The 23804-nt window shown below is 44.8% G+C and carries 18 protein-coding genes and 3 pseudogenes; 10 read left to right on the plus strand and 11 right to left on the minus strand.

From position 1 onward, the window contains the following. The first annotated feature begins 48 nt into the window (after window positions 1-48). Window positions 49-1059, plus strand: a complete 1011-nt coding sequence (locus ZYMOP_RS09010; protein WP_013945628.1) for a hypothetical protein — start codon at window positions 49-51, stop codon at window positions 1057-1059. 102 nt (window positions 1060-1161) lie between these two features. After that, window positions 1162-1461 carry a hypothetical protein gene (locus ZYMOP_RS09015; RefSeq protein WP_013945629.1) on the plus strand — a complete coding sequence of 100 codons (300 nt, stop codon included), beginning with the start codon at window positions 1162-1164 and terminating at the stop codon, window positions 1459-1461. A 1777-nt stretch (window positions 1462-3238) separates the two neighbouring features. On the opposite strand, the gene ZYMOP_RS09025 is transcribed toward ZYMOP_RS09015, so the two are convergent. After that, window positions 3239-3517, minus strand: coding sequence for a hypothetical protein (locus ZYMOP_RS09025; protein WP_158498544.1), 279 nt, complete (start codon window positions 3515-3517; stop codon window positions 3239-3241). After that, window positions 3492-3848: a hypothetical protein gene (locus ZYMOP_RS09610; protein ID WP_371851891.1), complete on the minus strand. Its 357-nt coding sequence runs from the start codon at window positions 3846-3848 to the stop codon at window positions 3492-3494. The genes ZYMOP_RS09025 and ZYMOP_RS09610 overlap by 26 nt, the downstream gene beginning before the upstream one ends. Between ZYMOP_RS09610 and ZYMOP_RS09710 the strand changes: the two genes are divergently transcribed. After that, window positions 3741-4025, plus strand: a complete 285-nt coding sequence (locus ZYMOP_RS09710; RefSeq protein ID WP_371851890.1) for a site-specific integrase — start codon at window positions 3741-3743, stop codon at window positions 4023-4025. The genes ZYMOP_RS09610 and ZYMOP_RS09710 overlap by 108 nt on opposite strands. Before the next feature lie 376 nt (window positions 4026-4401). Here ZYMOP_RS09710 and ZYMOP_RS09035 read toward each other — a convergent pair whose 3' ends face one another. The 8 genes and pseudogenes from ZYMOP_RS09035 to drt3a all read right to left on the minus strand — a co-directional run bounded on the left by ZYMOP_RS09035 (window position 4402) and on the right by drt3a (window position 17382). Beyond that, the gene (locus ZYMOP_RS09035) at window positions 4402-7506 is read right to left on the minus strand and encodes a type I restriction endonuclease subunit R (protein ID WP_013945633.1); all 3105 of its coding nucleotides are present in this window, start codon (window positions 7504-7506) and stop codon (window positions 4402-4404) included. After that, on the minus strand, window positions 7499-8683 hold the full coding sequence (locus tag ZYMOP_RS09040) for an AAA family ATPase (RefSeq protein WP_013945634.1): 1185 nt from the start codon (window positions 8681-8683) through the stop codon (window positions 7499-7501). The genes ZYMOP_RS09035 and ZYMOP_RS09040 overlap by 8 nt, the downstream gene beginning before the upstream one ends. Next, on the minus strand, window positions 8684-9904 hold the full coding sequence (locus tag ZYMOP_RS09045; RefSeq protein WP_013945635.1) for a restriction endonuclease subunit S: 1221 nt from the start codon (window positions 9902-9904) through the stop codon (window positions 8684-8686). Beyond that, window positions 9901-11448, minus strand: coding sequence for a type I restriction-modification system subunit M (locus ZYMOP_RS09050; protein WP_013945636.1), 1548 nt, complete (start codon window positions 11446-11448; stop codon window positions 9901-9903). The genes ZYMOP_RS09045 and ZYMOP_RS09050 overlap by 4 nt, the downstream gene beginning before the upstream one ends. Beyond that, window positions 11445-11636 (minus strand): helix-turn-helix domain-containing protein, encoded by a 192-nt coding sequence (locus tag ZYMOP_RS09055; protein ID WP_013945637.1) that lies wholly within the window; start codon window positions 11634-11636, stop codon window positions 11445-11447. Before ZYMOP_RS09055 ends, ZYMOP_RS09050 begins: the two co-directional genes overlap by 4 nt. Before the next feature lie 716 nt (window positions 11637-12352). Continuing rightward, window positions 12353-13549: pseudogene (locus tag ZYMOP_RS09670) on the minus strand (IS701 family transposase). A 388-nt stretch (window positions 13550-13937) separates the two neighbouring features. After that, complete coding sequence (drt3b, locus tag ZYMOP_RS09065; protein ID WP_013945639.1) at window positions 13938-16022, minus strand: antiviral reverse transcriptase Drt3b; 2085 nt, start codon at window positions 16020-16022, stop codon at window positions 13938-13940. Continuing rightward, on the minus strand, window positions 16012-17382 hold the full coding sequence (gene drt3a / locus ZYMOP_RS09070) for an antiviral reverse transcriptase Drt3a (protein ID WP_013945640.1): 1371 nt from the start codon (window positions 17380-17382) through the stop codon (window positions 16012-16014). The genes drt3b and drt3a overlap by 11 nt, the downstream gene beginning before the upstream one ends. Window positions 17383-18647: 1265 nt before the next feature. Here drt3a and ZYMOP_RS09375 point away from each other — a divergent pair. The 5 genes and pseudogenes from ZYMOP_RS09375 to ZYMOP_RS09090 all read left to right on the plus strand — a co-directional run. Next, a pseudogene (locus ZYMOP_RS09375) lies at window positions 18648-18899 on the plus strand (transposase); the annotation flags it as partial. Then, window positions 18871-19395, plus strand: coding sequence for an alpha-amylase family glycosyl hydrolase (locus tag ZYMOP_RS09270; RefSeq protein WP_049778896.1), 525 nt, complete (start codon window positions 18871-18873; stop codon window positions 19393-19395). The pseudogene ZYMOP_RS09375 and the gene ZYMOP_RS09270, both read left to right, overlap by 29 nt. After that, window positions 19380-19835, plus strand: coding sequence for an alpha-amylase family glycosyl hydrolase (locus ZYMOP_RS09075; RefSeq protein ID WP_049778897.1), 456 nt, complete (start codon window positions 19380-19382; stop codon window positions 19833-19835). The genes ZYMOP_RS09270 and ZYMOP_RS09075 overlap by 16 nt, the downstream gene beginning before the upstream one ends. Before the next feature lie 919 nt (window positions 19836-20754). Continuing rightward, window positions 20755-20910, plus strand: a pseudogene (locus ZYMOP_RS09715) (OsmC family protein); the annotation flags it as partial. Between the two features lie 151 nt (window positions 20911-21061). Continuing rightward, window positions 21062-22057, plus strand: a complete 996-nt coding sequence (locus ZYMOP_RS09090; protein WP_013945641.1) for an NADP-dependent oxidoreductase — start codon at window positions 21062-21064, stop codon at window positions 22055-22057. Between the two features lie 317 nt (window positions 22058-22374). Here ZYMOP_RS09090 and ZYMOP_RS09380 read toward each other — a convergent pair whose 3' ends face one another. Then, entirely contained in the window at window positions 22375-22638 is a 264-nt protein-coding gene (locus tag ZYMOP_RS09380; protein ID WP_080558593.1) for a Na+/H+ antiporter NhaA, read from the minus strand. A 569-nt stretch (window positions 22639-23207) separates the two neighbouring features. Here ZYMOP_RS09380 and relB point away from each other — a divergent pair. Both relB and ZYMOP_RS09100 read left to right on the plus strand, forming a co-directional pair. Next, window positions 23208-23432, plus strand: coding sequence for a type II toxin-antitoxin system RelB family antitoxin (gene relB, locus ZYMOP_RS09095; RefSeq protein ID WP_013945642.1), 225 nt, complete (start codon window positions 23208-23210; stop codon window positions 23430-23432). After that, window positions 23416-23700: a type II toxin-antitoxin system RelE family toxin gene (locus tag ZYMOP_RS09100; RefSeq protein ID WP_013945643.1), complete on the plus strand. Its 285-nt coding sequence runs from the start codon at window positions 23416-23418 to the stop codon at window positions 23698-23700. The genes relB and ZYMOP_RS09100 overlap by 17 nt, the downstream gene beginning before the upstream one ends. Window positions 23701-23804 lie beyond the last annotated feature (104 nt).

Genomic DNA, 23804 nt, shown 5'->3' on the forward strand with positions numbered 1-23804 from the left:
TAAATAATTAAAGTTATATTAGATTAAATTATTCCGAAAAGAAAAATAATGGCTTCTCAATCAGATATTAAAAATAGGCCTTCAACTTTATCTCAAACAATTCAAACAATTGAATTTATCGTTAAAGATATTCCTGAGGAAAAAGCGCATCTTTTGGGAAAGAAAGTGATAGGTGTGGTATCAGAAATAGGAAAATTTATCGACCTTACAAATCTTTATGGTATCACTATTGCAATAAATTATGGTGATGCCTTAAAAGACCTTGATCTTGGTAGTAAAATTTTATCTCCTGAATCATATACGAATACGGATGGAATAACAGGAATTGCAAAGGCTGTAACAGTTGTCCGTAATGATCGTCCATATACGTATCTTGTTTTTAATGCTCAGTATCTTTTTCCACTTATAGAGGAAAAAGAAGATTCTTCAGATATGAATTTTACTCTGGGTCTTATTGCACATGAATGTGCACACGTCCAACTGAATGCAGAAAAAAGATTTTTGCCTGAGTTTAAATTAGGCGCCTCTATAAAAGACTATAAACATAAAATGGCATTAGGAATAGCCGAAATTTGTTGGGATGAATACGCTGCATGTTTAATATCTTCATCTTTTATTAATACAGAAAAAGCTCATCATATAAGTACTACTCTCACCGCAATTGAGACTGCACATGAAAAAGCAAATCAAGCTATTTTTGCATATCGAATTCATGGAAGTCTTAATACTCTCATAACAGAGGCTGGTGAGGCAATTATTGCACCATTGAGAATGATTTCTTACTTATTTGGTGATATCGATTCTTCTTATATTTTTAATGAAAAAGATATCAGTTGGTCTGATATCGAAGATGTACACCAAAAATTTATTGAAAAAGAATATTTTATTTTTGCTGATAAACTGTGGGTTGAATTAAGAAAATTATGGGAAACAAGAAAAAAATGGGAATCAGTATTAGTATTTAAAAATATTGAAGATATTGTTTCAGACATTTTTGAATCTATTGGAATAACGTTTACCCTTCAGTATGATGGACAATATTATATCGGTGTTCTCTAATAATAAGCGAAAAACGCACTTAGCTTGATTATTCGAGTACAAGAAATTACGACATGCTTTTTCGCTTATTTTTTGAACTAAATTACTATAAGAAATTCATGGGTGTCGATCCATGGCGAAAAACACCTGATTGCCGATGCTCTATCCAGTCATCAGCTACCTCTATTGAATAGTCAGCTATCACAGCGTGTCCGCTTTGCTGAAAGTGCATTGGACGGCCTATCCGTATACGACTATCCCGATAAACGGAATTTTGCTGCAGATGATAGCGCCGAAAAAACTAAGCGTGTGTCTCTGGATATACCCGCAGACATTCATAGAAAGCTGAAACTTCAAGCTATGGATAAAGGCAAGACTACGATAACTCTAGTCCGTGAAATTTTAGCCGAAAAATTTGTCTAGGTTTTGAGAAAATAAGCATTTTTTTGCCCGTTTTTTACTATTTACAAAGTGCGTTGAGCATGCGTTTATTTGCGAACAGCAAAAATGGGCATTTTTCTAAAAAACTTTGCGTTTTAAGGGCTATTCTATACGACATTTTGTTACCCGCGTCGAACTGAAAAATGCGTAGAAAAGCGACTTATATAGCGGGGGCTGGTTGGGCTTGGTACCGAACGCAAAGGATATAACAAAAAAATAGTAGTTCCTAATATTTTAGTTCGTTACTTGGGTTTTGATACGGCTTGTCAAAGCATCAAAATGAGCGATAAAAAAGCAAAAAAAAGGGTGGCTCTTACCACCCTTTTGTATCTGTAAGAGCCTACTGCGTTACTGCAGCGCTGGGAGATTAAACGATATAATTTGTTGACCGATCACGTCATTAACCTCCTCGAACATTCTCGTGAAAGGCTTAATCTCCAGCTGATAGGATGACTCCTTTGCTTTGCTAGCATCCCTAAAGCCTGGGTTGTTACTGGCAATATTTGGTCCTCTTTAAGAAGCGCCTATCCCCTTTAACTTTAGGGGTTAAGGAAGATTACTAAGATACGATTCTAAAGGCAGATTTGTGATCTAAAATAAAAATATCAAAACTCATGATAATAGGGGGAATTAGTAAGATTGTGCTGAAATTGATTTCAGCCTATTTGGAGTGGTAGTCCCACCCAAGCCCCCGACGTAAAGATGCCGCTTTTTATGCATTTTCTGATCTTATGCAGACAGGTTACAAATGCCTTGAAATACAGCCTTAGAACGGCTTTATTTGATCAAGTAGCTCTCATTTTATATTATGCATATTTACGCACTCTCATTTCTTTTTCTCCTGCCCATATTTTACCTAAAAATTAAGCTTGTTTCTCAAAACCTTTGTCTTCTTTTCCTTCCCATCGGATCACTTTTCAGGCAGACAGTAAAGGCCATAAGCTACCCGGAAACAGCCTTCAAAAAGGTAGCGGTTTAAAAGGGAGCCCGCAGTGTCGAATGGCTACCCATTCGACATCTAGCAAGGGGGAATGCTTCCCCCGTTGACTCCCTAAAGCGCAAAAAATTAGGTTTCATCTAATGACTGCATACGCCCTCACCCCGGGCATTTAGGTAAGAGTTTGGCTTTTCAGAAAGCGGATATTAAGTCTCAAAACAAAAACTGGTCGTCTGCTTGCCACTCGTCATTGTCCGCCTTCACCTAATATTGAATAGCACGCCGCATCGGTCGCCGCGGACGGTATTTCCTGTGACCGGAAGTCATGCCCCGCGAGCAGACACCACGAAGTGCGCAATTTGTTCACCGAACTATTCTTTTCCTGTTTGTGTATCCTCAATTCTTCTCACTCTCTGAGGTTTTTTGATTGTTTGAACAACCTCAGCAGCTTCATAGGTAAAGTCTGTAAGAGTGACGGAATCCGTTCCGTCCGCTAGGGTAATATTTATGATGTAACGGGACATATTTTAATCCGCCATTGGCTTTTTTACTTTGAACGGTAGGCCATCGCCGCGATCGAGGCTGATGGAATAATCACATGATCATAAGATCGGCTGCTTGCCACTCATGCTCATTGTAACTCCTTCGGCAACACACACGCCCGAACAGCGCTGTTCCAGCCTAACTTATAAGCTTCTTCGAGCATTTCCTGCACGTCTGATCGACGGAAATGGTCTGTAGGTCCGCTGCCTTGCTTGTAGAGATCACGAGGGTCGCGTTTGGAGATTATATCTGACACAGTCGTTTTGGCGTCAGTCATTTCTAGCGTTCCTTTTGCGCTTTTTTCTGCGCCTTACGACGCGGGCTTAAATGAATGATCAGCGAAGCAACTAAGATCCCGGCTCTCTTGGCTATCTCCGGCCCTGTCATTTCTGCTGTAGGAAGACCCCACAAAGGGCGAGTAATCTCTAAGGCTCGTCCTCCACCAGCTTGGGGAAAACCACTGCAGCTTTTTCCCGAGCCGCCATCGTCTGGCCAATGCGCCTCCCTCGCTCCCACGCAAGCATCACAGCCCTCACGTTCTCGATACCACGAGGACATAGGACAGATCAACAGCCGTCAGAACGAGGCAGCGGAGACTTTCAACAGCAATGCGTTCTGATAAGGCCGGCTTAATCGGGCGCAACATTTCCGCACGTTGCGTCAACACCTCAATATTGTGCGTTCTCATGGCATTCCGTGTTTCCTTATCCGCCCTCACTCCAAAGACAAGTGAGATCCCAAGACGGAAGCAAGCACCCGTAACGTGCCCATCCATAGTGCCTTGCTGGACTGGAGCATTCTGGATTTCAGGAAAGACGGCGAGAAATTCCTGTTCTCGGAACTGAAAACACCCAAAAGCGGCCCATGTGGCACTGACTTTGGCCGGAATTTCTCCAAATTCAAAACGACTATCGGCCTTCTGGCTGCCATTACGTTCCATAGCTTCCGGCACACTGTGTCTATCCGTCTCCGTAATCAGGCCGGAGACCTAAGAGAACTCTGGATTGATGCCCTGCTTGGTCATGAAGCCAGCCATCCGACACTCTGCTTAAGACGGAATCTATGACTTCTTAGGGGGGAGAGCAGACTGTCGGTTAACGGTCGCGGTAGGCAAAAAGCTGCTATTCACTTGCATGCTGCTTACGATCGCCATGCGCCTATTCTGGCCATTCGACTGACAGTTGCGATGTCCAGAAGGCCGACATTGTTTATGGCGTAGCCGGGTGCCAGCCGATTACTTCGGCGTATAGTTCGTGCCCTTGCGAAAGCGTTCTCCCGATCCGGCTGCGGCCGGATTCCTCCATTGTTTTCGAGGGTTATATGCGGTGGGCTGTTGACTGCGGCGACGGCCCGAAGTCCCAAACTCACTCTCTGAGGGCTGATGTTCTCCAGACCTGTTGACTGCGCTCAATAGGTACAGTTATCCAAGGTCGTGAACATGCCTAAATTTTTCCGCCCACACCCTTGAATTTTTCAACGAACGCAGAGATGCGTTGGAACACATCTCTTTTTTTTGTCAGGTATTGTGGATTGAGCGGGCTCATTTTTGGAAGGATCGAATTCAACTCTGTGCCGTTTTCGCTCGCATATTCGCGCTTGATCGACGTCGCAATGTAGCGCTTGGCAGCCTCCGCATTCAATTTTTCATCGGTTATCAATTCTTCCGCTTGCCGGCATTGTTCGGCTTGTGCGAAGGCAAAAAAAGCCTTAATGACCCCGTCGGCCTTGTCCCCTAGTTCGTCAAGGTTTGTCTGATTGATGAAATCGACGATGAGGTTTTCTTTCGCGCGGTTGCCAATACTGGCACGAATGACACGACGAACTTCGCCAACGAGCTCTGACTTGCTCTTCGTTTTTTTGTTGTGCTCGAAGATTAGCTCAAGGATGTAATCCAGATTTATTTCCTGGGACTTCAAGAGGTCGACCTCAAAGACGACATCATCCCAGTCGATCGTTGACTCAACATGCTCGGCGCTAGCCTTTTCACGGCGAAGCCAGTCCCGAATGTCATTGTAGGCCGAACGGTAGTCCTGGAGCTTTCGGTCAGCAGGCATCTCGATGCTCTTGAGGTCGTCAACGTCATCATCACTCAAATGATGCCGCTCCTTGAACGCTCTCACCGCTTCGGCGTCACTCTCGTCGATCTCCTGAAGCTCTCTTAGGCTGGAGAATTCATCATAATTTTGAAGGATATTCTCAACACGGAGATACTCGCCGAACAGCTTCGCAAAGGTCTTCTTGTCCGCTTCCTTTTCGATGACCGTGGTATCTGGGAAACGCTCTTCCAGCTCACGGACGACATCGATAAAGCCTCGCCGCGCTTCGCCTGTCGCCTGATCCGTAAAACCTTCCATGTATTCTGAGTAGCTCTTCTCCAGAACGACGTTCTTGGTATTGGCGTTGCCAAAGAGTGTAATCGCCTTGACGGTCGCCTCTTCCAAGTCGCGGAAGGTAACGATGTTGCCAAAGGACTTGGTCGCATCATAAATGCGGTTGGTGCGGGAGTAGGCTTGTATAAGGCCGTGAAAACGCAAATTCTTGTCGACGAACAGCGTGTTCAGGGTTGGCGCGTCGAAGCCGGTCAGGAACATGCCAACCACAATGAGCAGGTCGACTTCCTTTGACTTCACCCGTTTCGCCAGATCCCTGTAATAATTCTGGAAGCCTTTGCTATCGACGCTGAAATTCGTTTGGAAACAGGCGTTGTAGTCCGAGATGGCGGCGTTCAGGAATTCCTTGGCGCTGCTGTCCAGCGCCGAAACCTCAAAACTCTCGTCAGGAATGTCGCCAATCGCATCCTGTTCTTCGTTGGCAGCGAATGAAAAAATGGTCGCGATCTTCAACGGCTTGTCGCTACCGTCCTGCAACGCATTCAGCTTTTCATAATAGAGCTTGGCTGCATCAACGCTGCTCACCGCGAACATGGCGTTGAAACCCTTATTGTCTCCATAGAGACGATGCGTCTTGCGGCAGAAGTTATCGAGAATGTACTGGGAAATCTCGGCGATTCGTTCGGGGTGCTGAAGAGCTTGTCGGTTTTCGGCGGCGGTCAGCTTCTTTTCGTCCTGTTCGGTTTCGATCGCTTTGAACTGAGGGCGCACATCGTTGTAGTCGACCTTGAACTTCAGCACCTTCTCGTCGCGGATGGCGTCGGTGATCACATAGGAATGAAGTTCGCTCCCGAATACGCTGGCCGTCGTCTCCGCACCCGAAGCATTTTCCGGAAAGATCGGCGTGCCGGTGAAGCCGAACTGGCAGAACTGTTTGAACTTCCGCTTGAGGTTCTTCTGTGCCTCACCAAACTGGCTGCGATGGCATTCGTCGAAAATAAAGACGACGCGCTGGGTATAGACCGGCAGGTCGCCCTCGCTCTTCATCAAATTGTTGAGCTTTTGGATGGTCGTGACGATGATCTTGTTGTCGTCCTTGGAGAGGTTCCGCTTCAACCCGGCTGTACTGTCCGATCCATTGACGCTGTCCGGCGAGAAGCGCTGATATTCCTTCATCGTTTGGAAATCGAGGTCCTTGCGGTCGACCACGAAAAAGACCTTGTCGATGAAATCGAGTTCAGTGGCGAGGCGGGCCGCCTTGAAGCTGGTCAGCGTTTTGCCTGAGCCTGTAGTGTGCCAGATATATCCGCCGCTTTCCGGTTTACTAAGCGTCTTGCCTTCGAACGAGCTTTTGATCTTTCGTAAGATTCGCTCAGTCGCCGCGATCTGATAGGGACGCATCACCAGCAGCGTGTCGCTGACGTCGAAAACGGAATAGTTCAGCAATACGTTCAACAACGTGCGCTTCTCGAAGAAGGTCGCCGTAAAATCCTTCAGGTCCCGGATCAGGCTGTTATCGGCCTGCGCCCAGTTCATCGTGAAGTCAAAGTTGTTCTTGTCGCGCTTGGTCGTGTTGGCGAAGTAGCGCGTATCCGTGCCGTTCGAGATTACGAAGATCTGGAGGTACTTAAAGAGCGAATTGTCCGAGTTGAAGCTCTCTTTGCTGTAGCGGTGGATCTGGTTGAACGCTTCCCGAATGGCGACGCCGCGCTTTTTAAGCTCGACTTGCACTAGCGGCAGCCCATTCACCAGAATGGTCACATCGTAGCGGTTCGTATGAGTGCCCGCTTGCTCGAACTGCTTGATGACCTGAATCTTGTTGCGACAGACATTGACCTTATCAGCCAGATAGATGTTCTGGATACGACCATCATCGAAGACGAAGTCAAAAATGTAGTCGTCGTGAATCTTGCGGGTCTTGTCAGTGGCACTGTCGCTGGGTCGATCAAGATAGGTCTCAACGAAGCGCGCCCATTCCTTATCTGTAAATTGAACATCATTGAGGGCTTGCAGCTGAACGCGAACATTTGCCAGCATGGCGTTGGTTGATTTCAGGTCAGGCAGATACTCATAGCCTTGATCGTGCAGATCCTGAACAAGCTCGCGCTCTAGGTCGGTCTCAGACTGATAGCTGTCAGCCGCCTCCCAAGCGCGCACATATTTATCGAGAACGATAAAGCGATTTGTCTCGGCGATCGGCGTCATCTGCTCAGTCATCAGGCGTTTCCTCGACAATCATCCGATATCGCGCAGCGAACTCGTACTTTTTGTTGGCTGTCTCACCTAGGAGATATCCCAAGACTCGCTTGTCATCTTTTGAAAGCTGAGGTTGTTCGTCTCCAGCGTGCTTTGAATGGCTCGAGATATCTACAACTCGCTTCAAATAGGCGTCGCTGGTCCCATCCGCAGTATGAGGCAACAGGTCTGCCCAATCCTCGTACCCCATGAAGGTCGCTGTCTTTTCCAGAATATTTCGGAGAAGGTTGTAGTGGTATTTCTCAAACCCATCATTTTCAGATGCGGTTTTCAATTTCTCAATCAAATGCAGATGATAGGAAAATGGGCTATCGGTGTTCCAACGGTCCAGTGAAAAAGTACCGTCCTCGTTCTGAGACAACTGATACTTCAACCCCTTCTTGAAAGCGTTGAAGAGGACGTTGAAAAATAGCGGATTGTGGGTCGTGATGATAAATTTGGGGCCGTCTTGAGGCGCAGACTTGATCAACGTCGCCAGAGTTTGCGCCAGCTCTATGAGATGGTTATCGTCAAGAGAGCTCACCGGGTCATCAATGAAAACATATTCGAGTTTATCGAATTTGTTGGTGCTTCGATCCTCAGCCTCAGCAGCGCTCAGTACCGTAACCACTTCTTCTATAAGCGTGAAAAAGACGCTCCAGATGAAGTTGCTTTCCTCACCCTTTGAAATCTTGATGCCCGTCGTAGCTTCATCATCGCCCGTTGCTAACGAGAAAGAGACCGATGGATAGGTCTTTTCGCCTACTCTTGGCCCGTCTTTTTCCAGAAAGACAGGTGTCAGGTTTTTGTTGGTATAGTGTTGGAAGTTGGCAATGACGTCGTTGTCCTTGCCCTGCTCACCTATAATCCAGTCGGTAAATGTGTTTGGTTGAATGATCAGCTTGGGCTCGCCATCGCTTAAGAGGTCATTATCCCAATAAAAGAGGTCTTCGGTAAAAGCGTTATAATAGAGGATTTTTTCACGGGGCAGAATGGCCTCATCCAGCGTTTCGTCGTTATCCTGACTCTTAGGTGCGATAAGGTTCTTGAACGCCCGTGACAGGCGCGTCTTGCCGGAGGCGTTAAACGCATAAATCAGCTGCACCTTCTTGTCGGCATCCCGCAGCGTTTCAGCGATTTCGGTCAGCGTCTGTCCCATTTAGGCAGCCTCTGCGTCAGGCTTGGGAAAGCTCAGCAACTGATCACGGTAATAAGCATATTGCTTTTCGCGCAACTCGATTTCGCGGGGCAGGCCTTCGCTGATCGAAGTCGTCAGCGTGTCGAATGTGTCGAGAATGGCGACGATGCGGGCTTGTTCTTCAATAGACTTCGCTGGATCGTTGGGGTACGGGATGGGAATTTTGAAGCCCTTTATGAGCCCCGAATTCAGATCGCCACGCGCGCCTTGTCCCATCTCCTTCAAGTTTTCGTAGTTCCGGCTTACCCAATGGAAAACATAACGGTAATTCGCTTGCTTCGGGTCAATTTCCAAACAGCAGCAGTGCTGGTTTGTGGTGAGTGGAATTTTGTTTATTCCCGAACGGCCAGCTGTCGCTCCCGATATGGCGATAATAACGCAGTTCTCCGGCACCCATTTGGCGGCCGTTTCATCCACCGCAGCCTGAGTAATTTTTACCCCCGTGTCATGGATATCACCAAAAATAACCTCTTGAGTTCTTAGCCAAGGAATTGACCCGCCATCATAGTATTTTGGGCTACCCGCCGTGGGCGTAGCGCCGGAGTATGATTTCAGACTCACTTCTCCCAGCGTCTTCCACTCAACCTCACCCTCATCAAAGGTCAGGAGTTGGTTGCGGTAGTGGTTGTATTGCTTTTTGCGCTGGGTAAGCTCGGCAGTAAGCTCGGCAGTAAGCTCGGTGAAGGTGTCCAGTATCCGAACAATCTCCCCCTGTATCGCCATCGACTTTACCGGATCATCCGGGCATGGAATGGGGACCGTGACTTGAACCAAATTTCCCTTTGTCAGCTTTGCCCGCCCTTTGCTCGATAGGAACGGGAGGAAGTTGGCCGTCGTCAAATAGTGAAATAAAAACCGCGTATCGACTCCGTCGGCTCCCCTCACAACGTGAACATGGTTGTTGGCCCAGAATTTACCCCGAACATATTGGATCGAATAGCTTTCGAGACTTGCTGAACCATCCTCAGCGATCAGGACGTATTCGCCGTCATGCGTATGGCCGTCGACGTAGTCCTGAATGTTGTTCGCGCCGTAGTAGGGAATTTCTCCAGCTGCGCGCAAAGAGGCTTTGACCGGCCTGCGCGCGGTATTGGCAATCTTGAAAAAACTTTCATCTCCCAAAGGCACCCACACCACATCAGCCCCATCCAGCAGCTTCTCCAGAAACCCCGCCGCGCTCATGCCTCGATCTCCGCAATGATGGCGTCAATGTCGGCGCGGAGCCGATTGATCCGCTCAACTGTCGTGTTAATTTTTTCATTGAGGATATCGATGTCGATCACCTCGCGCGTGTCGCGCGGCTCGACATAGGAGCTGACCGAGAGGTTATAGCCGCGATTCACGATGATCTCATACGGCACCGAGGCGGCAACATGATCGACGTCTTCCTTGCGATCAAAAATCTTCATCACCCGCGCGATGTGATCGTCCGTCATCAGATTGGTGTTGGTGGCCTTCTTGAAAAACTCTTCGCCGCTGGCGTCGATGAATTGGATGGCCGTGTCGGTCTTGTTCTTGGCCAGGACCAGGATCGTCACCGCGATAGTCGTGCCGTAGAAAAGGTTGGAGGCTAGTGCGATCACCGTCTCGACATAGTTGTTATCGACGAGATATTGCCGGATCTTTTTCTCCGCCCCGTTGCGATAGAAAATGCCGGGAAAGCAGACGATCGCCGCACGGCCCTTGGCCGACAGATAGCTGAGTGCATGCAGCACAAAGGCGAAATCGGCCTTTGACTTGGGTGCCAGCACTCCCGCCGGAGCAAAGCGGTCATCGTTGATCAGGGTCGGATCGTCCGAGCCGATCCACTTCACCGAATAGGGCGGGTTGGAGACGATGGCGTCAAAAGGCTTGTCGTCCTGGAAATGCGGCTGGGTGAGCGTATCGCCGCGTTGTATATTGAACTTGTCATAATTAATGTTGTGCAGGAACATGTTCATGCGGGCGAGGTTATAGGTCGTGTGATTGATCTCCTGCCCGAAGAAACCCTCTTCAATGATGTGTTCATCGAACTGCTTCTTGGCTTGCAGCAGCAGCGAGCCGGAGCCGCAGGCTGGGTCGTAAATCTTGTTGACCTTTTCTTGCCCGTGCATGGCGAGCTGCGCGATGAGCTTTGAAACATGTTGCGGGGTAAAAAACTCGCCGCCAGACTTGCCCGCATTGGCGGCATAGTTAGAGATCAGGAATTCATAGGCATCGCCGAACAGGTCAATCTGGCTGTTGTCAAAGTCTCCGAAATCCAGTTCCGCAACGCGCTTAAGCACCTTGGATAATCGGCTATTCTTTTCCGTGACGGTATTGCCGAGGCGCGTGCTGGTCGTGTCGAAATCGGCGAACAGGCCCCTAATATCCAGCTCAGACGGATAGCCATTGGCCGAGGATTCAATAGCCGCAAAGATCTGCGCCAGATCGGTGTTCAGGCTGTCATTCGTGTTGGCGTTGTCCACCACATTGGCGAACAGTTGACTGGGATAGATGAAATAGCCCTTGGTCTTGATGGCATCGTCCTTAATGTCATCAGTGATGACGTCATCGGATAGAGCCGCATAGTCGATACTCTCTTCACCGGCCTCGATATAGGCAGCGAAATTCTCGCTGATGAACCTATAGAAGAGCGTGCCAAGGACATACTGTTTGAAGTCCCAGCCATCGACCGAGCCGCGCACATCGTTCGCGATGTCCCAGATTTTCCGTTGTAGCGCTGCGCGTTGTTCTTGGCCGGTCATCTCTTTTTGTCCTTCTGCGAACTGGCTTCACGCTCGATCCAGTCCTCAATATCCACGCGCCGAAACCGCCACGTGCCGCCAACCCTGAAGCCGGGCAGCTTGCTGTCGGCCGCAAGGCGGTAAGCGGTTTTCCTGTTGATTCTAAGATAGTCGGCGACTTCATCAATGGTCATGATGTCAGCTGCCATGCGAATCACGTTCCCAAAATCATCCCTTTTGAGATTTCTATGGAAATTTACGGATTTCTACAAGGCGGGAATTCCGAGCAATTTCAGAGTTCTGATAAGATCGCGCTGGTTTTGGGCGTATCGCTCCTTGTATTCGGGCTATTGCGTCACTGTCTTCGATGTCCGGGCACCTGAGCCGAAGCACTGTAGCTTACCCACGGTCCACCGATGCCGCCTGTGCGCGCTGTGACGATTAAAGACAGAAGCGGTCAGCCGGAAAGTTGGCGCATAAAACGGGTTTGCATGACCTGCACACGGCCCGGTGAGCGTCCGTTATCGACAGTTTTCGTCCCAGATCCGGCCGGTCCGCTCACAGCTTCCAAGTAGCAACAGAGGTTTGCGCTGGTCATGTCGGCTATGCAGAAAACGATCTGGGCAGCTGTATGGCTGACATGAGGGCGGAAGGAAACTATCTTTAAGCCTCTCATTCATACTGGAAACGGGCTCATGAGATTTTTTTCATTTTTACGCACCAAAAATTTGTTCTTTTTTCGTTCCTTGCATAGAAATAGATTACCTTAGCACTACAGTTGTTTTTTGAGATGAGATGCATAGGCGGTTGCTTGATGAGTCCTTCGAAAGCGTGACCAATGGAGGATATAGTCGAGGGAAATTTGTCTCTGTGTCAATCTGACGATAAGGCGCCTGATTTCCTGAATGGACCATCGGATCAGGCTTTATAAACGTTTTATAATCTTTTTTTTTGGTGTTCTGGCATTTGCTTGTGCCCTTACACCGGTCATCAGAGCATAGGCCATCATGACGAGGGATACGTGACGATGCCAGCCATGCCATGAGCGGGTTTCATTGTGATCGAGGCCGAATTCATTTTTGGCCGTTCTGAAACCTTCTTCGATCCGCCAGCGCGTTTCCTCGACCTGAACGAGCTTTTCAAGCGTTGTTCCAGCAGGGCACCAGACAGTGAAATAGGCGAGATTCCCATCAGTTGGATTTCGACGCACGAGCAGTCCCTGAATCCATGGTCTGCTATCATCCGCCGTATAGTCTGCTCCGTTGAGTTTTGCGAGCGGACACCACAGCCAGTCATATTGCCGCTCGCCTTTTTATTCCATGTCCGGCCGACAGGGATACCCAGGCTTTTTCTGGAGCATTCTGGGCGATGTCACGGGCTTCTCCCGCGATGGGTCTCTCTTCCAGTCCCCATGAATTGAACCAGTGACTGCCTGCCATGCCCAAGACGTAGCCCTTTCCAGCATGCCGAAGCCCCATCTCGATCTCTCCCACGCCATAAACACTATCGGCAGCAACCCATTCAAAAGGAAGACCCGCACGAAGACTGCGCTCGATCATCTGTCGGGCTAGAGAGGGTTTAGTCACAAATGTCACGTCTGCTGGGACAGAGGCTGTAGACAACCGTGACAGATCCGATGTCCAGGTTTTGGGAAGTACAGGGCGCGATCCACAAAAGCATGACCCTGCGGAGAGATATAGGCTGCAAACACACCAATCTGACAGTTCGTGACCTTGCCTGACTGGCGTCCCACGCCGCAGGAAGCCTTACCCTTCTTGAGGAAGCCGGTCTCATCAATCACGAGGACAGCCTCCTCAGCGCCCAAGGTTTCCTGAACATGATCGCGGACAATGTCGCGCAGACCCTCTGCATCCCACCGCGTCCGGCCCAGTAAGGCCTGCTGGCGCCAAGGACCTCCATCACCAGCCGCTTCTGCACGTTGCCAACCTGTCTTGCGCGGCAAATTGTCCAAAAGACTTTCTAAATAATGCTCCGCCGAGACCTCAACACGCGTCTGACCGAACAGGGGGCGCATCTTTTCCTTGACCGTCCGCACGCCTGCGACCATCAGCGACAGCGCCTCTTCAACAGACGCTCCGCCCGTCATTGTGTTCCATTCCATGACAATGCATGAAACCATATCTCATTTCAAAAAAACAACTGGAGTGCTAACCAAGAGATAGCTGTTTCAAGACGAGAGCATTGCTGCATATCTTTTTCGGCTATTTAAAGTTTAGGTGCATATAGATTTTTTGAGACTGGATATATCCCGTACAAGTAAAATAGACCTATACGGCTCCTGTTAAAATAGTTCATTGCCACCTGCTGAGTAATGGCCACGTTAAATCACTCAGCAGAAGCGGCGCGCCGATGGCGCGCCCCGACCACCAACGCAATCCTAATACCGTTCATAGGCACAGTAGGATAAGGAGCTTGTGTGTGTATTTCAGATTGCTTTTCAAGCTAAAACACAATCTAGGAAAAACCTAGTTTGGACGCTGCCCTACTTACTAGTAAACCTCGCAAGCCCGCTTCTTGTCAAGTGCTAAAGACAAATCAAATTCTTCCCAATGCGTAAACCAGTATGGAACAGCTTCGGATAAAAAAGATCTTCTATTTTCTTCAACCTCGTAATAAGAGGCCAATTCTTTTTTAAGCTCATCTGAAATAAAAGGACAGCATTGGAGATCAAGCATTGCAATTATCAATTCTGCATCAGTTTTCAAATAAGCTTTTCTATCCAAAAATTTATTTTTTATTTCATTTTCAAGAAACATCCGAAGTTTATTATATTTTTTTTTATTTCTAATGTATAAGAGACATACTGATATAGAGAAATAATTCATCGGAGGTCTTGAATCATCTTTTTTATTTATTTCAATACCAATAAATTTTGTAACATTCTCTTCGGTAACTTGATAATTACGTCCCAACTTTTTCAACGCCAGTAGCAAATATAAAATTTCTACTTCATGAAAATGATCATGGGGAGTATGCTTTATGTGCCGATTTAAGCTATCAAAAATGTACTTAAAAACCTGATCTTTCAATTCGGGGTCAACTTTCAACTCATGAAAATTATCTACTATAATAGAAACGATTCTTGTCAATCGAACCGTAAAATTGACTCTAGGTTGTGCAGCATAAATAAAAGTTGAAAATTCTATCAAGCTAAGGATAGCCTGAGCTAGTTCCTTATAATTTTTGTGATCATTATGATTAGATTTAAATTTTCTGAAAATAAAATTTATTTTTCTTTCTATCGCGGCCAAAGTATAATTGAGGACATCTTTATATTGAATATCACTCTCTTTAATAGCAGTTTTAAATTCTGTAATAAGGCTATTTTTTTGAACTTTAACACTAAAACAATTTATATCTTTACCACCATCTGGATTTTCTTTTTGAGCAATATTCGTAATGATCCTTCTTGCAAGACAGTCGCTAATTTTATTCTTTGCAATTGTAAGCGGTGTAATGATAGGACGATCATAAGTCTTAGTTTTTTCTGAGCTTAAAGTAAGCTTAACTTCTTTCAGAAGTTCAGAAAGATGCTGCTTGACATATTTTGCGATATCTTCGCTGCTGTAAAATACAAAGTAGTCGTCAACATACCGGAAAATTTCATAATCAACGCGATTTGTGATATTATGATTTAATAGAAGCATTTTTTCCAGTTTTCTGTCGACATCCTGTAAAATAATTTCAGCAAATATTCGAGAAAATTCTGGTCCGATAACAATACCGTTTGTTTCCCCTCTATTCATCTCACTGAGAAGTTTGTCAAATTTACTACCGAACATAGATTTTAAGTATTGTATATTTTCCTTAGCGAACTCCTGCCCTACAGTTGCCCACGTCATAGAGTGCGTATAAATACTATCAAAACAGCTGGAAATATCAAGTTTCAGCAATGTACGGAATTTTCTTTCCGCATTCAGATATACATAACTTTCATAGAATTTGAATATATTACTATACTTTTCATAAGCAAAAAAAGATCCTGCTCCTTCATATTCTCTTTCAACCTCTTCAATAGAATCCTGGTAGCCACCCTTTTTTTCATAGAATAGCCTATCTTTAAACCTAACTGTTTTTGCAACAGAGGAAGGAAATCGAATTGAAAAATTACTTTTGGTACAGTGGTACAGTAATTCTGAAGAATTTTTATAGTAAAAGTCGGCAACAAAGACCTGATTTTTTGGATGAATAACTGAAAGCTGACGAAATGAAGTTTCTTTGTGAGAAATACGGAAATTAAAAGGAATTGTCCATTTAGGAGGGATTATTGATTCTCTTATCAAATAAGTTTTTCCATCGACTTTCTCTGGATACGTACGAAAATTTTTTTCGTCCTGTTTTTGGGTTCCAAACAAAATAAATATAATATCATCATACTGATTATTATCAGATATCCACCTTACAGTCTGACTGTTACACCATGTGGATATCTTTACATTTAATTTTGCAAGAAAGGAAAAGAATCCTAAATTCGAGAATGATGGTGGAACCTCAAATGGTAGTATATCAGTAGCAACAGGTCTTTGATATCTGGCTTTAGGATCAAGTTTAAGCCTTCTTCTTTTATTTTTCATATTTCCATGCTTTCACTATCTCTTTAAACTCATCCTTTTTATGGAATCGTCTAAAGTTTTTTTCTTTAAATCCTGCCTCAAAAGAATACTGATTTAACTTTCTTCTAAGTGATGGGCTCAAAATTTGTTGTATTTTAATGCCTAAGAAATTATCAAGAGCTTTAAGATCTTTATATTTATTAAGATGTCTATTATTAAAATATATTCCTACATAAGCATTGCTCTTATTGTGCGTTAGTTGCGTGTTTGATGTAAGAAAGCGAACTCTTTTGATCAAAAGTCGGTATGCATGCTTTGAATTTTTTGTTTTTTGACTTTGATATCGATCAAAAGACACACAAATTCTCTTTTTATACCGATCCAATCTCTTTTTACTCATCGTAACAGACAAATCAGAACCAAAATCTAACTTGTAGCCTAAGTATTCAAAAGACCATCCTGATCTGGATCGCGGATGCCCATCATCATCTAATGGAGACTCTTCTGTTTTTTTGAGATTCATCGAGAGAGAAAAGGAAAGGAGATGATTTTTTATTTCTTCTTTTTTTGTGCTGACATCCGAGCCTGGAAGTGGTGCGAAAAGAATAACAATGTCATCCACATATCTGGCATAAAATACTGTATCAGGAAGACTTTTTATCTTTTGATCAAAATCTCTCATATAGAGTTCAGATAGATATGAACTTATACCTAACCCTCTTGGTAATCCTTTTCCTGGTGTTAAAGCTAAATCCGCATAAAGAAAAAGAATTTTTTCTGTAATACGCATTGATTTTTGGCTTAAAAGTTGATCTGCCTTAAGCTTACCGAGCAATCGGTCGTGGGGAATAGTTTCAAAGAAACTTGTTATGTCAGTGCGAATTACATGATAATTAAACCTACTGGAGAGAATGCCGATAAGCTGATCCATTATTTGATTGCGATTTTGTGGACGAACCTTGTAAATAGCTGCAATATTTGCCTCTAGTTTTTTAAGTGCATAGAGTTGATCTGGCTGATTTTTATCTATAACGTAGACAGGCTTTCCATTGGGACCGCTCTTTTTAGTAAAACTAATTTCAAAATTTTTTCGGTTAATAACCCGCGAAACATCTTCAAGTCCTTTAAGAAGGAGATCATCTCTTTCTTTTCGTTTTTCTTCTCTAATTTCCTTAATAATATTGAATTCTGATTGTTTATCAGTCGAGTATTTACCTCGATGACGGTGTCTAAAGTCTTTTGTAACTTGAATAGCAGACTTCAGTTCTTCAGTCTTTCTTTTAACTTCTTTGAAATAGATTAAATCTCGAATCCGTCCCTTTCTTTTTTCCTGCTCTGATATTTTTCGAAGATTATGTGCAGAAAATGTTTGATCCAGCAAAACTTTTCCTTCCTTGTGACATCTAATTATATTCGAATGACTTTTGTTCGGCTCTAGAAAAAATTCTAACAGGTATGAAAATTACCTTGATGATTGTTATGACCGCCAATATATTATTCACAGTTATCACATGCCATTCATTTATGCTATTCAACCCAAGTATTGAGATTCGAACTTCTGATATATGAAATATGATATTGAAGTATTGACTGTGACTGTCAAAAATTCTGTATAGTTACTTCCGAAAGATAAAAAAGAATTTAGTAGGTCCTGACTTACTTATTCAAGATTTCCAATATATTCAAAAAGACGGGTAAGTAGATAGAATGTGTAAAACATGGTGGTGAATTTCCTACAGTTTAGGTAGGGAATAAAAGTATTGGATGCAATTGCAGAGGCATTAATCGAAAAACCTCTCAAATATGCATCGAACGGGCAGCCAAATTTAATATTTTGGCAAGATAAAATAACATTGCGGTTCCTTGGTGCCCAAACCAGCAATAAATTTTTATAGACTAATGCAGTGATCAGAATCTTTAAATTCTTATCTCCCTAAATTTTTAATCTCAAATATTACCAATAATATCTACCGAGAAACGATCTCGCAGTTAGCATCAATAATTTTATTTGATAGCAGTTTGCTTTCCATGGTTTTAAGAAAATAAGCAGTTTTTACTCTTTTTTACGCTTTCAAAAATGCGTTGAGCCTGCGTAATTTTGCGAACAAGGAAAACTGGCATTTTTCTAAAAAACTTTGTGTTTTCATCTCTATTTCACGGGATATTTACTATCTTGCACCCGACTAAAAATTGCGTAAAAAGCAACACCTATGGCGCGAGGGCTAGGGTTGGTTAACCGGACACTAAGGGTACAATGAAAAAAACGATTTTCTTGATGTTTTACGAGTTTTGATACCACATCAACTATAATCAGGGAATTCATAGCCCTTCTACAGAAAAAATAAGGCTGTAGCGGCCAAAGAATAAAAGCTAAAAAAGTATTCCATGGCAGTTTAGGTTATAATCATATTATGAACCGCTTCAGCTAAAAATAGAGTGAGGCATAACTAGCATTTCGTTTCTTCTGTAATGAAAGGCGGCGCCAGTCAAAAACAAGGCGCTATCCAGTTATTCTTTCCAAAATTCTCTTTCTGACTGGTTTCTCGCACACTCGCTCTTGATACCTAGATGCATGGAACAGGAACTGTAGCGTTTGCGTATAGAACTTCATGCCATTGACAATAAATCGCGCATCTACTGAATGCCGGAAAAAACGCCTATTTCACTGTCTGGTGCCCTGCTAGAACAACGCTTGAAAAGTTCGTTCAGGTCGAGGGAACGCGCTGGCGGATCGAAGAAGGTTTCAAAACAGCCAAAAATGAATTCGGCCTCGATCACAATGAAACCCGCTCATGGCATGGCTGGCATCGTCACGTATCCCTCGTCATGATGGCCTATGCTCTGATGACCGGTGTAAGGGTACAAGCAAATGCCAGAACACCAAAAAAAAGATTATAAAACGTTTATAAAGCCTGATCCGATGGTCCATTCAGGAAATCAGGCGCCTTATCGTCAGATTGACACAGAGACAAATTTCCCTCGACTATATCCTCCATTGGTCACGCTTTCGAAGAACTCATCAGGCAACTGCTTATGTCTCTCATCTCAAAAAACAACTGTAGTGCTAAGCGACCTGCGAGCATTTAATTGTGACAATAGCTTTGACGATCACCCCGCAACGTGGCCCGTCGTGTGGCTGGAAGATCATGACTACCCACGATCAGTATCACGTTTTGGTTCGCAATTACCCGAATACAGAGATCGCTCAGCGAAACTCCTTGCAACGATGATGCTTTCCCTGCGTGGTACGCCATTTATCTACCAAGGGCAGGAAATAGGCATGACTAATTTCCCGTTCAGATCGATCAGTTCGGGGATGTATTTGCGCATAATGAATGGCGCTTACAGGTTAAAGCTGGAAGAATCTCGTCTCAGGAGATGCTTAAAAATCTAGCGACAACAACCCGGGATAACGCTAGAACCCCCATGCAATGGGATAATGGGCCTAACGCTGGATTTTCTTCAGTGAAACCCTGGATGCCCGTTAATCCGAACTTGCACACAGTCAACTGTTCTACTGAATCTTCTGACCCAAAATCTGTTCTTTCTTTTTACAAGAGAATGATCCAGATAAGGAAACTATTTCCAGTTCTTGTACATGGAAAATATAGAGATATTTCTCCAGATAACCAGCTAATTTACGCTTACATCCGGGTAGATTCCACCTACACAGCTCTGATTATTCTGAATTTTTCAAATGATGAAAAATGGATTTCTTTTCCTGAGGTGAAAGCAATAAAACGCGTTGTTGCGAGCAATATGGATAGGAACAAAATTGAGGATGGTAAAATTCATATGCGAGTATGGGAAAGTATTGTTGGTATTATAGAATAGTTATCAGATTTGTGAATATAATTCACGTACTATATATAAATTGGGTTTTTGGGATATAGGCCCAAACGATGCTACAGAAACCTACATCCGGTGTATGCCTCTGTGTCCTAAAACTGGTTTTCCCACATTCCAATCAGTAAGTAAGAAAACATAAGAAGGGGATCAACGGGCAAGGTTTTTCTGTCTTGCCCGCAGTGCTCAATTGCTATCCATGGAGCACTACTGGCTTCCCTGTTTTCCATTCCGCTGAACGAATGTTTATAATATCTGCCTTGATGCTCTTTCTCTCCGAAAAAAACTGCCTGTTCCAAGAAAAGATAGGCAGTGAGTAAAGACACTAACCTGTTTATCCTGAGCTAAATCGATTAGCCTTTAAACCATGGTTTCTTCATAGATTTGGTCACGCTAGGGTATCGGATCGTCAAAGATAAACGGAGTATGGTTGTTCTTGTCCGTGACATTATCCAAGAATACTGCAATAGAAACAATCCGATTTTCTTTCTCATTCAGAACTTTGGTTATGCTATTTCGAGAGCTGCCTCTGAGACAGGGATTATGGAGGACTCGATCCTTGGAGAATTTTGATTTCGTGAGTTCTAGAGCCTTGAGCTCCATGTTGAACCTTTGTACGAATGCATCTGTGTCGCCAACTCCATTTTTTCTTGATAAAATAGTCGCATCAGCAAATTTTCCCCCTTCTTGACTTGGTTTATAAGTCAGCATCTTATGACACCATCTTCAATGGCGGCGAGGTGCTCAAATAACCCTTTTCTTGCTTCCATGTTGTCTAGATTTTTTCCTTATCTCGTCGACTTTGGCCTCTTGATCATAGCTGGATATGGTCGCTAGGCAGTTGCAGCTGAATGTGACCGGCAGCAAGACCTCGGCTGAGGTTAGTATGGGGCAGTAGACCTCCGAGGGAGGATATGTCCTAGATATCGATCTTTATATCAAAGTGCATGGTATTGATGCCGCTGAAGCCCAAAAGCTGGTCGAAGCCAAACACAAGGTCTGCCTCTATTCCAAAGCGACGCGCGGAAACATCAATGTGCGCCTGCACGTCTCGGCGACCTGAAACCATCTGGGAGAAACACAGTCTTCAAGCAGGGTAGATGAGTGGACATAAAGTCGCGGTCATCCCTAGATGATGTGAACTAGTTCCCCTCTGACGAAGCTTTTGTTTTACTGGTATAGATTTTCTCTAACCAGTAATGAAGGAAAAATCGATGTCCCGTGCATGGACTCTCGCTTCCCGTCCGAAAGGGTTTCCAACCTTGGAGAATTTCACCTTGAAGGACATCCCTGATCGGCCGTTGAATGACGGAGAAATCAGGGTCAAAAACAATTTCTTCTCTGTCGACCCCTATATGCGCCCTCGCATGGATGAGGGAGATAGCTATATCGCGCCTTTCGGTCTGAATGAGCCGATGACGGGCGCTGCCGTTGGCCAGGTGATCGAAACGCGTTCCGATCGTTTCAAGGTGGGTGATCGAGTTAGCCATTTTCTGGGCTGGCGCGACGTCGCTACCCTCAAGGCTGAAAATGCACTTCCGTTGCCGGATAGAGATCTGAAGGACGAATATTTTCTTGACGTTCTGGGGACGATCGGGATGACGGCCTATTTCGGTCTGTTTGACGTAGCTGAAGCCCGACCAGGCGATGTTGTATTCGTCTCTGCTGCCGCTGGTGCTGTCGGATCTCTTGTCGTGCAGATTGCCAAGCTGCGTGGTATGACCGTTATTGGTTCGGCAGGTGGCGCCGAGAAATGCGAGTTCGTACGATCGCTGGGCGCTGATTACACTATCGACTACAAATCACCCGGACAGTTCGAGGAGAAGCTACGCAAGGTGGCCCCTGACGGGGTGGACGTCTATTTCGATAACGTCGGTGGCGAGCAGCTCAATGCAGCAATAGGGGTAGCAAAACGTAACGCCCGTTTCGCGATCTGCGGCATGATCGCGATGTATAATTCCGATGAGCCGAACGGATTTTCGAACCTATCGAAGGTCATCTCTAAGCGTCTGAGTATCCGGGGTTTTATCAATACAGACTTCATGACGCGTCGTACCGAATGTCTGGCTCAGATGGGGTACTGGGTCTCCAAGGGGATGATCAAGAGCCGATATACGATCTTCGATGGTCTCGAGAAGGGACCGGAAGCGTTCTTCTCACTGTTCAGCGGTGGTAACACCGGCAAAGCGCTCGTGCGTCTGGGCTCGTAATTTGGGACATTTCTGATAGAGAAAACTCGGGATGTCTCGTACTGGAACAGTAGAGACATTCTTCGAGGTCTATCGTCGCAGAGACCTCGTCACCATGCTTCGGTGTTCTTTCACCGAATGACTGATCGACCATATCCTTGTCTAGGACCGTCTGTTTTTAGGGAAAACCGAATGTCGGCTCTGGGGGATAGAACCTCATCCGTTGCCGGATATCTTTTATCCGGTCGCGCTGAGACAAAAAGCGTAGTCAGAGTCACCCAATCAGAGCAGACAGGACATTACCGGCACAGATACTCATTTCGCTACTATCACAAAGTCTAATCCGGAAAATGCCATGTTCGCGATAAATAGGCTGGTCGAGAGCAAAAATGATTGGCAATATGAAGACAGCATCCTTTACCACACGGAAAGCCCAGCCGCATTGCCACTAGCCGATACGTCAAGGTGGGCACGATCATTCTACCCCATGCTCCCAGTGGAAGGGCAATGCGCTTTAGTGACGAGAGATAGCGGAAAATGATTTTTTTCTTAATTTCGAGAATGATCACTACAAAAAACAGGGGCATGAGCTCGTCAGACATCCATGCGTCGATGTTTTCTGGCTCCCATGCCCCGAGGAAGGAAAATTACATGGGTGTTATTATCAGGGCTGTATAACCTCATGCTCATGGAGAATTCTCTAGGAGAAGGCCCGAAAAAAATGCAAGCACGGGGAATGATAATCTCCCTGCGGAAGCGCCAAGAAAACGTCGAACATGGGTAGCGGATGTAACAGAAGATTTGCTCATTTCGCTTTGTTGAACGGGACAGTATTCCATACAAGCCTGTAACTTTCTTCAGTATTATCATGATATTTCTATTATGATCCGCCTTTCGGATACCCATTTAACAAGCTTTGTATCTAGGATGTAGGCGTAAACAGCCATTAGATAAGCCTGATTTCCGCGCTTTGAGGGGCAACTGAGGCAGTTCCTCTCCCTTGCAAGATATTGAATGGGTAGTCTTCGACACTATTGGATTGATAGCATTATAGCATTATAGCATTATAGCATTATAGCATTATAGTTTGATATAATAATGAATCTTTATCTAATTCTTGTGTGCATTTCCGGAATTTATGCTATATATGTATAGCGAAAGAGGTGTTGAAATGTTGGCAATTCGTTTACCAGAAGAAATTGAAGATCGTCTAAGCGAACTGGCGAAGGCCACGGGGCGGACAAAAACTTTTTATGCAAGAGAAGCTATTCTTCAGCATCTAGAAGAACTGGAAGATATCTATCTTGCCGAGGCACGTGCTATCAAAATTCGTTCCGGAGAAACCAAAACCATTTCTTTAGATAACGTCATGGTTGAATATGGCTTGGAAAATTGAATTCGATCCAGCCGCTCAAAAAGAGTTAAGAAAACTAGGGGTACAGCCCGCAAAGCGTATCTTGAAATTTTTATCTGAACGTTTGGCATTATCGGATAATCCAAGGTCATTAGGCGCTGCTTTAAAAGGGACAACGCTGGGTAGTTTATGGAAATATCGAATTGGCGATTACCGCATTATTGTCGATATTGAAGATAATGTAATGCGGATTCTGGTTATCAGAATTGGTAATAGAAAAGAAATTTATAAAAAATCCGTTAGGCATTAATTCGGATAATATACAGATAAATAAGCGTTTTTATGCAGATTAAAGGCTCTCTTTAGATAAATATATATAATATTATAAAGATAACATGATAACATATTATCTTT

Source organism: Zymomonas mobilis subsp. pomaceae ATCC 29192 (assembly GCF_000218875.1).
In the GTDB taxonomy this organism is placed as follows: Bacteria; Pseudomonadota; Alphaproteobacteria; order Sphingomonadales; family Sphingomonadaceae; genus Zymomonas; species Zymomonas pomaceae.